Source organism: Aquaspirillum sp. LM1 (assembly GCF_002002905.1).
In the GTDB taxonomy this organism is placed as follows: domain Bacteria; phylum Pseudomonadota; class Gammaproteobacteria; order Burkholderiales; family Aquaspirillaceae; genus Rivihabitans.
Genome location: NZ_CP019509.1, coordinates 907,812 through 920,525, shown reverse-complemented (window position 1 = coordinate 920,525; position 12,714 = coordinate 907,812). Strand labels below are relative to the sequence as shown.

The window sequence follows — 12,714 nt, the reverse complement described above, 5'->3', positions numbered from 1 at the left end:
CGGCCACAGAAAAGGACTTGCCATGACTGCCACCCCCACCCTGTTTCGCGACGTACTGGCCAGCCTGCCAGCGGTGACCCACCTGGGGGCACTGACCCTGCACAACGCCAGCGGCCAGGTGGCCCGGCTGGAAAACAAACCTGGCCAGGCTGGTTCGCTGGCGGTCTACCATGCGCTCTACCAGCAGTTTGGCCAGATTGACGCCGCCGCCGCCCGCCATGGCCTGGTGCTGTTTGCCGAACACACGGCTGATGCACGCGCCCGCCCTGGCGCGCACCCGAACATCGACCGCCTGCTGGCCATTGCCGAACAGGGCGGCGCTACGCTGAGCTGCCAGCTGGAAGCGCTGGCCTGAACCGTGTGGTGCCATCTGCAACACCGCGCCAGGTGTTTGGCTCTGGCGCGGTATTGGGGGTGGTGGTCAGCGGTGGGCAAGCTGCCGGTTACGACAACTTCACCGCATGCTCACGCGTCTCATGGAACACCACCTTCGGCCAGCGTTCCTGGGTCAGATCCAGATTCACCCGGTTCGGGGCCAGATACGCCAGGCTGCCGGCGGCGTCGATGGCGACGTTGTTGACCAGGGTTTTTTCAAAGTCACCCAGCATGCGTCCGTCGTCGCAGCTGACCCAGCGGGCGGTGTAGATCTGGCACGGGTCGAACACCGCTTCCACGCCGTATTCGCTGAGCAAGCGGTGGGCGACGACTTCAAACTGCAGCACACCGACGGCACCCAGAATCAGGTCTGCGCCGTTGGCCGGTTTGAACACTTGCACGGCGCCTTCTTCGCCCAGCTGTTGCAAGCCCTTGTGCAGTTGCTTGATTTTCAGCGGGTTGCGGATGCGCACCGAGCGGAACAGTTCGGGGGCGAAGAAGGGGATGCCGGTGAATTGCAGGGCTTCGCCTTCGGAGAAGCTGTCGCCAATCTGGATATTGCCGTGGTTGGGGATGCCGATGATGTCGCCGGCAAAGGCTTCTTCGACAATTTCACGGTCGTGGGCCATGAAGGTGACCACGCTGGAGGCGGAGATGTCGCGGTTGAGCCGCAGGTGTTTCATTTTCATGCCGCGCTCGAAACGACCGGAGCAGACGCGCATGAAGGCGATGCGGTCGCGGTGTTTCGGGTCCATATTGGCCTGGATTTTGAACACGAAGCCGGAGAATCTGCTTTCGGCGGGGTCCACCTGGCGCACGGTGGCGTCGCGGGCGGAGGGCGGCGGGGCCCAGTCGACCAGGGCGTTGAGGATTTCGCGCACGCCAAAGTTGTTGATGGCCGAGCCAAAAAACACCGGGGTGAGCTGGCCGGCCAGGAAGGCGTTCAGGTCAAATTCATTGGACGCGCCTTTGACCAGTTCGATTTCCATGCGCAGCTGTTCCATTTCCAGCGGAAACAGCTGGTCCAGACGCGGGTTGTCGATGCCGTCGATGACTTCGCTGACCAGTTGGTCGGCGATGTCCTGGCCGGCTTCAAACAGCATGACCTGGTCGCGCAGCAGGTGATACACACCACGGAAGGTTTTGCCCATGCCGATGGGCCAGGTGATCGGCGCGCAGCGGATATTGAGCACGTTTTCGACTTCGTCGAGCAGTTCCAGCGAGTCGCGCACTTCGCGATCGTACTTGTTCATGAAGGTGACGATCGGGGTGTGGCGCAGGCGGCAGACGTTAAGCAGCTTGATGGTTTGCGCTTCCACACCCTTGGCGGCATCGATCACCATCAGCGCGGCATCGACGGCGGTGAGCACGCGGTAGGTGTCTTCGGAGAAGTCCTGATGGCCGGGGGTGTCGAGCAGGTTGACCACATGGTTGCGGTAATCAAACTGCATGACTGACGAGGCGACCGAGATGCCGCGCTGTTTTTCGATGTCCATCCAGTCGGAGGTGGCGAATTTGCCGCCTTTTTTGCCTTTGACGGTGCCGGCCATCTGGATGGCGCCGGAGAAGAGCAGGAGTTTTTCGGTGAGCGTGGTTTTGCCGGCGTCGGGGTGGGAGATGATGGCAAAGGTGCGGCGGCGGGCAGCTTCGCTGGCCAGGGCGGTCAGGGCGTCGGACATGAGGGGGCCGGTGCGGGAAAAGCGTTGAATTGTAATGGATTATGGTCAGCGGGAAAATGCTTGCGCAGAAAAAACCTTGCAGTGCAGCAAGCCGGCGGGCCAGCAGGGTACAATCGGCGGATTGTTCATCTGTTGCGAGGCATTGACCCATGTTTACCGGAATTGTGGCGGGCACGGCAGAAGTGGTGGCGATTGACGCCAAAGAAAATTTTCAGACCCATGTGCTGGCGCTGCCTGCCGACTGGTGCGACGGCCTGGAGCCGGGCGCGTCGGTGGCGCATAACGGCTGCTGCCTGACGGTGACGGCGATTGACGGCCAGCGGGTGAGCTTTGACCTGATGCAGGAAACCCTGGCCTGCACCAATCTGGGCGAGGTGACGGTGGGCAGCCGGGTGAATATCGAACGCGCCGCCCGCTTTGGCGCAGAAATTGGCGGCCACGCCATGAGCGGCCATGTGCTGTGCACCGCCGAGGTGATTGAGGTGATCGACACCCCCAATAACCGCACCACCTGGTTTCGCCTGCCGGCGGAGCACGCGCGCTTTTTGTTTACCAAGGGTTATATCGGCATCGATGGTTGCAGCCTGACCATTGGCGAGGTGCGCGGCAATGCGTTTTGCGTGCATCTGATTCCGGAAACCCTGGCGCGCACCAGCCTGGGCTGGCGCAGTGCCGGCGAGCGGGTGAATATTGAAATCGACCCGCAAACCCAGGTGATTGTGGATACGGTGGAGCGCCTGCTGGCCGAGCGCGGCGTCACAGCGGGCTGAGTATTGCCCTGGTGTGGCATGCGCCACACCAACTGCTGGCCGCACGGTGAAAAGCGCTTGTCAGCGCACGCACTTTATAAGATGATAATGGTTATCATTTATTGGAGTTCGTGCGATGAACGCAATGCAAGCCATGCTGGTGGGTGCCGACACCCTGGGCAATATTCCTGCCGTGCTGGACGGCTACGGCATACAGATCCACCGCCACCTCACCGGGCGCAACAGCGCCCACCAGCGCAAGCAAGACCGTCTACCGGCGGGCACCGACCTGCTGATTCTGTTTACCGACTTCCTTGGCCACAATGTGATGAAGCATTTCCGCTCGCTGGCCGCGCAGGAAAACATCCGCTTCATCGCCTGCCGCCGCTCGGTGTGTGCGCTGCAGCAATCGCTGGACAACGCCGGCTTCAGCAGCGCCGACTGCCAGCGCTGCGCCACGCCGTGCCAGCAGCAGTCGCGCAAGTCGGGCGATAAATCGGCCCGGCATTGAACCAGTAGTGATTCATCATGATATAAACCGATCATTATTGGATTGGTGCGGATGCTCAACGTCAGCTCGCTCGCATGTGCCTTTGCGTTTCAAGGTGATGGGTGACCAGACCTCTTTCGGCATAAGCCTCACCTCACTTGTCGTTCCCGCGCAGGCGGGAACCCAGGCCGCGCCACAGCGTGCGCCGTGGGGGGTTGGCATTGTGGGGCGGTCGTGAGAACTTGCCCCGCTGCACGCTGTGGATGCCCCTGGATTCCCGCCTGCGCGGGAATGGCGGGGTAAAGCGCGGCGGGTGCTTCGCTGTGGCAAGGCAAGGATTTGTTTTAACAGAACAAATAGAGATGCCCGACGCCAGCTTGCTCGCATATGCCCTTGTATTTCAACGTGACTGACTACTGGCAGACGCCCCCCCAACCGGGCCAGGCCCGGTTGGGAATACCGATTCATTCCGCGCTTCTTTCAGTTTCCGCTGGTTTCCCCAAACACCGCCTGCCACAGCGCCTGTACGTCGCTGTAGTGGCGCAGCAGCACGTCGTCTACTTCCACGCTGGCGTGTTCGTTCAGCCGCTGGGCATGCTGCAGGCGGCGATAATGCCGGTAGGCGGCCTGGCAGGCTTCGGCCAGGTCGTGTTCAATCAGCCCGGCGTTGGCGGCCAGGCGCAGCAGGGCGATATTGCCGATATTGCCGGCCAGTTCCGGGTGATAGTGGGTGTAGGCCAGCACCAGATACTGGACAATAAACTCCAGATCAATAATCCCGCCTCGGGCGTGCTTGAGCTTGTCTGGCTGCGCTGGGTGGGTTTCCAGCATGCGTTCGCGCATGGTCAGCACTTCGTGGCGCAGGCCGGCCAGTTCGCGTGGCAGCGCCAGCACGTCAAAGCGCACTTTTTCAAAGGCATCGCCAATGCGGCTGTCGCCAGCGACAAACCGCGCGCGGGTGAGCGCCTGGTGTTCCCACAGCCAGGCATCACGCGCCTGGTAGTCGCGGAAGGCTTCCACCGTGCTGACCAGCAGGCCAGACTGGCCATTGGGGCGCAGGCGCAGGTCGATGTCGTACAGAATGCCTGCCGGGGTGGCGCTGGTCATCCACGCCGACAGCTTGCGTGCCAGCCGGGCGTAGCAGTCGGCGGCGTCCGGGTGGTCGTCGTCGTATAAAAAGATCAGGTCGAGGTCGGAGGCGTAGCCCAGTTCCTTGCCGCCCAACTTGCCGTAGCCGACGATGGCAAAGCGCGGGGTGTTGGCATGGCGCTTGGCCACGTCTTGCCAGGCGTGGCGCAAGGTGGTGTCCAGCACCATGTCGGCCAGCTGCGAGAGCTGGTCGGACAAGGCTTCCAGCGGCCACATGCCGGCCAGATCCTGCGCCACCAGACGAAACTGCTGGGCGTGCTGCACATGGCGCAGGGTGTCCATTTTGGCTTCCACGTCGCGGTCGCACTCGGCCATTTGCTGTTCCAGCTGGGCGGCCTGTGCCGGCCAGTCTGGCTCGGCGTACAGCACGCGGGCGTCGAGCAGTTCGTCCAGCAGGATGGGGTGCTTGGTCAGGTAGGTGGACACCCACGGGCTGGCCGAATACAGCGTGGCCAGCCGGCGCAGGGTTTGCGGGTATTCGGTCAGCAGCGCCAGATAGGGCGCGCGGCGGCTGATGGCTTCCATCAGGTTGATGATGCGGGTGAGGGTGATGTCCGGGTTAGGGCATTGCGCCGACACTTCAATCAGCGGTGGAATCAGCGCGTCAAACCGTTTGCGCGTGGCGGTGGGCAGCTGCTGGTAGCGCTGGCTGCGCGCCAGGGTGGCCAACTGGTGCGCCACTGCCGGGGCATCGTGATAGCCCTGCGCCGCCAGCCGGTCCACCACCGAATCGCTGGCTTCGCCCACGTCCTGCCACAGGCTGGCCAAGGGGTGGTCGCCGTGCTGCTCGCTGGGCAGCAGAAACACCTGCTCAAAGTGGCGGTTCACCCGTTTGCGCTGGCGGTTAAGCGCGGCGACAAACAGCTCCCAGTCGGCAAAGCCCATGCTCAGGGCAATCCGCAGCCGGCTGTCGTCGCTGCCGGGCAGGGTTTGCGTTTGCTGGTCGTCCAGGTATTGCAGGCGGTGCTCGACATCGCGCAAGAAGGTGTAAGCCTCAAGCAGCTCGCTGACGGTTTCTGGCTCCAGCAGCTTGAGCTCGGCCAGCCGCGCCATGGCTTCGCGGGTGCTGCGCACTTGCAGGCTTTTTTCCCGACCGCCGCGAATCAGCTGAAACACCTGGGCGATGAATTCCACCTCGCGGATGCCGCCGGCACCCAGCTTGACATTGTCGGTCAGCTCGCGGCGCGCCACTTCGCGCTGGATTTGCGCGTACAGCTCGCGCATGGCACCGTAGGCGTTGTAATCCAGATACTTGCGGTAAACAAAGGGCCGGATCAGCGCGTTCAGCCCGTCGGCGTCGCCGGTCAGCGCCTTGCCCTTGATCCAGGCATAGCGCTCCCATTCGCGGCCCTGGCTGAGCAGGTAGTTTTCCAGCGCGGCAAAGCTCATCACCAGCGGGCCGGAATCACCATACGGGCGCAGGCGCATGTCCACGCGGAAGACAAAACCATCGCCGGTGGGCTCGGACAAGGCGGCAATCAGCTTTTTGCCCAGCAGGGTGAAGTATTCGTGGTTGCTGATGCGCCGGGTGCCGCCCTGGGTCTGGCCGTCTTCCGGGTAGATGAAAATCAGGTCGATGTCCGAGCTGACATTCAGCTCGCCACCGCCCAGCTTGCCCATGCCCACCACAATCAGCGATTGCACTTCGCCGCTTTCTTCGCCCACCGGCTCGCCGTAGTGGGCCAGCAGCGGCTTGAGCCGGGCCAGTGCGGTGGTCACGCAGAACTCGGCAAACAGGCTGATGGTCGATACCACTTCGTGCAGGTCGGCCAGCCGGCCAATGTCGCGGGTAATCAGGTGCGCCATCATCCGCTGGCGCAATTTGCGCAGATTATGCTTGAGCGCCTCCTCGCTGTCGGCGGGCAGGCTGGCAAAGCCTTCCTGCATGTGCGCCAGGGTGAAGGGCGAGCTGGCTTCGTCGCCAATGCGCTCGGCCAGGGCCGGATTGGCGGCAAACAGCCGGGTCAGGTAATGGCTATGCTCGCGCGCGGCGCACAGCGCGGCAATTGGCGTCAGGGGGGAGGCTACGGGAAGGCTTACTGGCATATAATGACCGTTCTTCATCAAACCGACGAATCCATGGGTGAATCTCTCTATCATATCCTGAGCGGGCGTGAGTTTTGAACGTTTTCACCCGCAGATTCCCCCAGTTGCGCCATCCGCTGGCGCGACGGCTGACCCGCGTGCTGGGATGGCTGATTTTGTCCGTGACACTGTTGCTGGCGGCGCTGGCCTGCGTGGTGCAGTTCTGGCTGTTGCCGCGCCTGCCCCAGTTCAAGCCCGAGCTGGCCGCCCAGCTGTCGCACAGCATTGGCCAGACGGTCAGCATTGGCGAGCTGGGCGGCGGCTGGCGGCACGGCCAGCTGGTGCTGTACATGCGCCAGGTAACCATTACCCAGCCCGGAACCGGTGCCACCCAGCAGTTTGACCGGCTGGAGCTGGCCCCATCGCTCAGTTCGCTATGGCGCCTGGAGCCGCACTTCGACCGGATTGCGCTCACCGGCCCGGTGATCCATATCCGCCGCGACCCCCAGGGGGCCATTCTGGTCAACGGCATTGATCTGACCCAGGGCAATGGCGATTCGGCGCTGCCCGACTGGCTGCTGCGCCAGGGCGAGGTGCGCATTGATCAGGCCACCCTGCACTGGCACGATGAATTTGCCGGCCTGGCCGAGCTCACCCTGACCGAAGGCCGGGTGGTGTTGCGCCGGGGCTTGCTGCGCCACAGCCTGTCGATCAGCGCCCGCCCGCCGCGTGACTGGCTGTCGAGTTTTTCTGCGTCGATGGACTGGCGCGGCGACCGGCTGGCCGACTGGAAACGCTGGCAGGGCCGCGCCCGGCTGGAGGTGGGTGGGGTGCGGCTGTCGGCCTGGGAAAACTACCTGAACTTCAACCGCAGCCGGGTGCTGCCACAGGGCGAGGGGCAAACCAGCGTTGAACTGGGCTTTGACGGTGCGCGCATCGACATGCTCAATGCCCGTCTGTCGCTGCGCAATGTGCTGCTGCGGCTGAATCCCAATGAAGACGCGGTACGGGTGCCGGTGCTGTCTGGCGCGGTGCAACTGAGCCAGTCGTCGTCTGGTGTCTGGAAGCTGGCCGCCCACGACCTGGTGGCGGTGGCAGAAAACGCGGCTATCTTCGACCACGCCGATATTGACGGCGAATGGAAGGAAGGCAGCGATGGCCATGGCAAGCTCACCCTGTCGCAGGTAGACCTGGCGGCGATCAAGCCACTGCTGCGCCATTTGCCGCTGGACCAGAACACCGCGTGGAAAACCCTCGACCCAACCGGCTTTGTCGAAAAAGTACATGTTGGCTGGCGTGGCGATGTGGTGGCCCCGTCGCGCTACCAGGTGTCGGGCGCGTTTCGCCAGCTGGGCTGGCATGGCTCTGGCGTGCTGCCTTCGGTCACCGGCATGACCGGTGCGCTGAACTTTGACGAAAACCGGGGCGAGCTGAACCTGAAAAACCAGGGGGCCGCCAGTGTGACCCTGCCGGGGGTGTTTGTTGCGCCGCTGGGTTTTAATGCGCTGGATGCCAAGGTGGCGTGGACCCGCGAAGCCCAGGGCGTAGCGGTGGATCTGGACGATATCCGCTTCAGCAACGCCGATGTCAGCGGCCAGCTGGCCGGGCGCTACCGCTATGTGCCTGGCCATGCAGGGCGGATTGACCTGAAAGCCACACTGGGGCGGATGCCGGCCAACCGGGTACCGGCGTATCTGCCGCTGTCGATTGGCAATGACACCCGCAGCTGGCTGGTGGCGGCGCTCAAGGGCGGCCATGCCGACGGGGCCAGCCTGCGCCTGCAGGGCGATCTGGACCATTTTCCGTTTGCTGCACCGGGCAGTGGCGTGTTTGAGGTGCGCACCCGCGCCGACAAGGTGACGCTGGCCTACGCGCCGGGCTGGCCGGCGCTGGAGCAGATTGACGGCGAGCTGCTGTTTTTGGGCAACCGGATGGAAATCCGCCAGGCCAGTGGCCGGGTAATGGGAGCGCAGTTGCACGCCGTGAACGGCGTGCTGCCGGATATTGAACACGCCAGCAGCCATTTGCAGATTGAAGGCCAGGCGCGCGGGCCCACGCTGGCGTTCATTCAGTTTCTGCGCGCCAGCCCGATTGACCGGCTGCTGGGCGGGCTGGCGTCGGCAGCCCGCCCCCAGGGTAACGGCGAACTCAGCCTGAAGCTGGCTATTCCGCTGGACGACGCCAACGCCACCCAGGTCAAGGGCGAATACCGCTTTGCCCGCAATGCCATCACCTTTGCCGACTACGCCATTCCGCCGCTGACCGAGGTCAGCGGCCCGCTGCAATTCAGCGAAACCGGGGCCAGCAGCGATGGCCTGCACTTTACCGCGCTGGGCGGCGCGGGCCAGCTGCGCATCAGCCGTGGCCAGGCCGGGCGCATGCAGTTTAAGCTGGCTGGCCAGGCCAATCTGCGCGATGCCACCCGGCAATACCTGCCGTGGCTGGCCCCGCATGTGGCCGGCAATAGCGAATATCGCGGCGAATTCAGCGTGGGCCAGCAGCTGGAGTCACTCTGGCTGGAATCGTCGTTAACCGGGGTGAGCAGCCAGCTGCCAGCACCAATTGGCAAGGCCAGTACCGACAGCCTGCCGCTGCGGCTGGACCTCAGCCCCAATCCGGAACAACGCCACGGCCAGCGGCTGGGCATCAGGCTGGGCAATGCATTGCAGGGGCAGATGCTGTTTGATCCCGACGGCGTGGTGCAGCGCGGCGCGCTGCGGCTGGGGCCATCGGGGGCACTGCCGCCGCTGCCGCTGCACGGCATTGCCGTGGCGATCAATAGCGAACGCTTTGACCTTGACCCATGGCTCAGCCTGGGCGGCGGCGATGCCGGCGGCAACTGGCCGCCGCTGACGGTCAACCTGAAAGCCGCTCAGTTGTTCAGCCAGGGCCGCCGGCTGGCACAGGTCAAGGCGCAGCTGCAAGCCAGCCATGGCGAATGGAGTGGCCAGGTCAGCGCCCAGGAGCTGGCCGGCACGCTGCGCTGGGAGCCCGACCACGGCGGACGGCTGAGTGCCCGGCTGGCGCGGCTGACCCTGCCACTGCCAGCCACCGACAGCAGCAGCGAAGTGGGCGCGGGCCAGCTGGCCAGCAATCTGCCGGCACTGGCCATCAGCGTGGACCGGCTGGACTACCAGCAACACGACCTGGGCCAGCTGCAACTGAGCATGCAGCCGCGCCCGCACGGCTGGCAGCTGGACCAGCTGTCACTGAACAGCCCAGATGGCCGGGTGCAGGTGACTGGCGTCTGGCAAAACGATGGCAAACAGGGGGTAACCGCGCTGCGCGGCCAGCTGGACAGCCCCCATCTGGATGGCCTGCTCACCCGGCTGGGCTACCCGGACGCCATTCGCCGGGGCCAGCTCAAGGCCAATGGCGCGCTGCAATGGCAGGGCGGGGTGTTCAGCCCGGTACTGTCGTCGCTGCGCGGCGAGCTGACCGTGCTGGCAGAAAACGGCCAGTTTGAGAAGATCAACCCCGGCATGGGCCGGCTGCTGGGCGTGTTCAGCCTGCAATCGCTGCCCCGCCGGTTTCAGCTGGATTTCCACGACATTTTCAGCCAGGGCTTTGCGTTTAATTCCGCCTCAGGCAAGATCAACGTCGATAACGGCCTGGTCACCATCCGCGACATGAAAATGATTGGCCCGGCGGCCAATGTGGCCTTGTCCGGACGCGCCGATCTGGGTCGTGACCGGCAGCAGCTGCGGGTAACCGTCGAGCCGCATCTGTCAGAAAGCGTGGCGCTGGCCACCGGCGCGGCGCTGCTTAACCCACTGATCGGCATGGCGGCGCTGGCGGCGCAAAAAGTGCTGCAAGACCCGGTGGGCAAGCTGTTCGCCTATGATTACGAAATCACCGGCAGCCTGAGCGCGCCGGTCATCCGCAAACTTGACCGCTTTGGCGGGGATTCCACTTCCGAGACAAAATGAGCGTTTCTTCCCTGATTGCGGCCTCCATCCAGATGGTGTCGGCCCCCGACGTGCCGACCAACCTGACCTACGCCGCCCGGCTGGTGGCCGACGCCGCCAGCCGGGGTGCCCAGCTGGTGGTGCTGCCCGAGTATTTTGCCCTGATGGGCCTGAACGACACCGACAAGGTGGCGGTGCGCGAAGCCTGGGGGCACGGCCCGATTCAGGACGCGCTGGCCGCCATGGCCCGCCGTCATCAGATCTGGCTGGTGGGCGGCACCCTGCCGCTGGCTGCGCCAGACGCCAACAAGGTGTATAACAGCTGCCTGCTGTTTGCCCCGGATGGCAGCGTGGCCGCGCGTTACGACAAGATTCATCTGTTTGGTTTTTCCGGGCTGGGCGAGCGCTATTGCGAAGCCGACACCATCACCCCAGGCCAGCAGCCGGTGGCGGTGGACACCCCGCTGGGCCGCATCGGCCTGTCGGTATGCTACGACCTGCGCTTTCCCGAGCTGTTTCGCGCCATGGGCGAGCCAGACATCATTGTGCTGCCGGCGGCGTTTACTGCCATTACCGGCCAGGCACACTGGGAGCCGCTGCTGCGCGCGCGCGCGATTGAAAACCAGTGCTTTGTCATCGCCAGCGGCCAGGGTGGCACCCACGCCAGCGGACGCACCACCCACGGCCACAGCATGCTGATCGACCCCTGGGGCGTGATTCTGGCCGAGCAGGCGCACGGTGAAGGCATGGCACTGGCCGAGCTCGATCTGCGCCAGATGGCGTCGGTACGCACCCGGCTGCCGGCGCTGGCCCACCGTATTTTCTGATTTGCGTCACAAGGACACTATGATGAACACCGATTTGCTGATCCAGGCTGACGCCCTGTTGCTTGCCCCGGCGGGCCTGGACGAACCGGCGCTGTCCGGCGTGCTGGCCGACATGCTCACCCATCAGGTGGACTACGCCGACCTGTATTTTCAGTACACCCGTGGTGAAGGCTGGAGCCTGGACGAAGGTATCGTCAAATCCGGCAGCTTTCACATCGACCAGGGCGTAGGCGTGCGCGCCGTGGCCGGCGAAAAAACCGCGTTTGCCTATTCCGATGAAATCTCGCTGCCGGCGCTGCGCCGGGCTGCGGGCGCAGTGCGGGCCATTGCCGCCAGCGGCGGCAGCGGCCAGACCGCCAGCCCGCGTGTGGTGGGCGGACGCGGCCTGTACCTGCCGCAAGACCCGATTGCCAGCCTGGATGCCGCCGCCAAGGTGGCCACCCTGGAAAAACTCGAACGCCTGGCGCGTGCGCGCGACCCGCGTGTGGTGCAAGTAATGGCCAGCCTGGCCGCCGAATGGGACGTGGTGTACATCGCCCGCCACGACGGCGTGCGCGCCGCCGACATCCGCCCGCTGGTGCGCCTGTCGGTCACGGTGATTGCCGAGCAAAATGGCCGGCGCGAACAAGGCAGCGCTGGCGGCGGTGGCCGCTGTGACTTTGCCTACTTTACCGACGCCGTGCTGGCCGACTACGCCGCCCAGGCGGTGAATCAGGCGCTGGTCAACCTCGACGCCCGCCCGGCCCCGGCGGGAGCCATGGCGGTGGTGCTGGGCAATGGCTGGCCGGGCATTCTGCTGCACGAAGCCATCGGCCACGGCCTGGAAGGCGACTTCAACCGCAAGGGCAGCTCGGCCTTTGCCGGCAAGGTGGGCCAGCGCGTGGCCGCCCCCGGCGTGACCGTGCTGGACGACGGCACCCTGCCCGACCGGCGTGGCTCGCTGTCGATCGACGACGAAGGCAACGCCACTCAGTGCACCACGCTGATTGAAGACGGCATTCTCAAGGGCTATTTGCAGGATGCGATGAACGCCCGGCTGATGGGGGTAGCCCCCACCGGCAATGGCCGGCGCGAAAGCTACGCGCATATTCCCATGCCGCGCATGACCAACACCTATATGCAGGGCGGCGCGCACAGCCAGGAAGAGATTATCGCCTCAGTGAAGGACGGCCTGTACGCGGTGAACTTTGGCGGTGGTCAGGTGGACATCACCAGCGGCAAGTTTGTGTTTTCTGCCAGCGAAGCCTGGAAAATCGAAAACGGCAAACTCGCCTACCCGGTGAAAGGGGCCACGCTGATTGGCAATGGCCCGGACGTGCTCAACTACGTGAGCATGATCGGCAACGACATGAAGCTGGACACCGGCATTGGCACCTGCGGCAAGGAAGGCCAGAGCGTACCGGTGGGCGTCGGCCAGCCCACCTTGCGTATTGACGGCGGGCTGACGGTGGGAGGCACGGCGTAAACCGGGCTGAGGGGGTGGCCCCCGCTCTGGCAACGGCGTTCTGCCAG

The 12,714-nt window shown here is 64.4% G+C and carries 8 protein-coding genes; 6 read left to right on the top strand and 2 right to left on the bottom strand.

Translation table 11 applies throughout. The features are described 5' to 3' along the window. Positions 1-22: 22 nt before the first annotated feature. The gene (locus BXU06_RS04050; protein ID WP_077297066.1) at positions 23-355 is read left to right on the top strand and encodes a DUF2322 family protein; all 333 of its coding nucleotides are present in this window, start codon (positions 23-25) and stop codon (positions 353-355) included. An 88-nt stretch (positions 356-443) separates the two neighbouring features. On the opposite strand, the gene BXU06_RS04045 is transcribed toward BXU06_RS04050, so the two are convergent. Continuing rightward, positions 444-2,054: a peptide chain release factor 3 gene (locus BXU06_RS04045; RefSeq protein ID WP_077297064.1), complete on the bottom strand. Its 1,611-nt coding sequence runs from the start codon at positions 2,052-2,054 to the stop codon at positions 444-446. Between the two features lie 149 nt (positions 2,055-2,203). On the opposite strand from BXU06_RS04045, the gene BXU06_RS04040 reads away from it, so the two are divergent. Both BXU06_RS04040 and BXU06_RS04035 read left to right on the top strand, forming a co-directional pair. Further along, positions 2,204-2,824 (top strand): riboflavin synthase subunit alpha, encoded by a 621-nt coding sequence (locus BXU06_RS04040; protein ID WP_077297062.1) that lies wholly within the window; start codon positions 2,204-2,206, stop codon positions 2,822-2,824. Between the two features lie 115 nt (positions 2,825-2,939). Beyond that, a complete protein-coding gene (locus BXU06_RS04035) occupies positions 2,940-3,314 on the top strand; it encodes a DUF2325 domain-containing protein (RefSeq protein WP_374754321.1) in 375 nt (124 codons plus the stop codon). Positions 3,315-3,773: 459 nt separating this feature from the next. Here BXU06_RS04035 and glnE read toward each other — a convergent pair whose 3' ends face one another. Continuing rightward, positions 3,774-6,488, bottom strand: a complete 2,715-nt coding sequence (gene glnE, locus BXU06_RS04030; protein ID WP_077302646.1) for a bifunctional [glutamate--ammonia ligase]-adenylyl-L-tyrosine phosphorylase/[glutamate--ammonia-ligase] adenylyltransferase — start codon at positions 6,486-6,488, stop codon at positions 3,774-3,776. A gap of 137 nt (positions 6,489-6,625) precedes the next feature. Here glnE and BXU06_RS04025 point away from each other — a divergent pair, with 137 nt between their 5' ends. The 3 genes from BXU06_RS04025 to tldD are packed head-to-tail and all read left to right on the top strand — an operon-like array spanning position 6,626 to position 12,667. Continuing rightward, positions 6,626-10,396 (top strand): YhdP family protein, encoded by a 3,771-nt coding sequence (locus tag BXU06_RS04025; protein WP_256364064.1) that lies wholly within the window; start codon positions 6,626-6,628, stop codon positions 10,394-10,396. Continuing rightward, on the top strand, positions 10,393-11,202 hold the full coding sequence (locus tag BXU06_RS04020; RefSeq protein WP_077297058.1) for a carbon-nitrogen hydrolase family protein: 810 nt from the start codon (positions 10,393-10,395) through the stop codon (positions 11,200-11,202). Before BXU06_RS04025 ends, BXU06_RS04020 begins: the two co-directional genes overlap by 4 nt. Positions 11,203-11,221: 19 nt before the next feature. Next, positions 11,222-12,667: a metalloprotease TldD gene (gene tldD / locus BXU06_RS04015; RefSeq protein WP_077297056.1), complete on the top strand. Its 1,446-nt coding sequence runs from the start codon at positions 11,222-11,224 to the stop codon at positions 12,665-12,667. The last annotated feature ends 47 nt before the right edge of the window (positions 12,668-12,714 follow it).

Bases quoted from the DNA above. Each gene is read 5' to 3' on its own strand.
- BXU06_RS04040 (WP_077297062.1), top strand. From the start codon at position 2,204: ATGTTTACCGGAATTGTGGCGGGCACGGCAGAAGTGGTGGCGATTGAC.
- BXU06_RS04045 (WP_077297064.1), bottom strand. From the start codon at position 2,054: ATGTCCGACGCCCTGACCGCCCTGGCCAGCGAAGCTGCCCGCCGCCGC.
- BXU06_RS04035 (WP_374754321.1), top strand. From the start codon at position 2,940: ATGAACGCAATGCAAGCCATGCTGGTGGGTGCCGACACCCTGGGCAAT.
- BXU06_RS04020 (WP_077297058.1), top strand. From the start codon at position 10,393: ATGAGCGTTTCTTCCCTGATTGCGGCCTCCATCCAGATGGTGTCGGCC.
- glnE (WP_077302646.1), bottom strand. From the start codon at position 6,488: ATGCCAGTAAGCCTTCCCGTAGCCTCCCCCCTGACGCCAATTGCCGCG.
- BXU06_RS04050 (WP_077297066.1), top strand. From the start codon at position 23: ATGACTGCCACCCCCACCCTGTTTCGCGACGTACTGGCCAGCCTGCCA.
- tldD (WP_077297056.1), top strand. From the start codon at position 11,222: ATGATGAACACCGATTTGCTGATCCAGGCTGACGCCCTGTTGCTTGCC.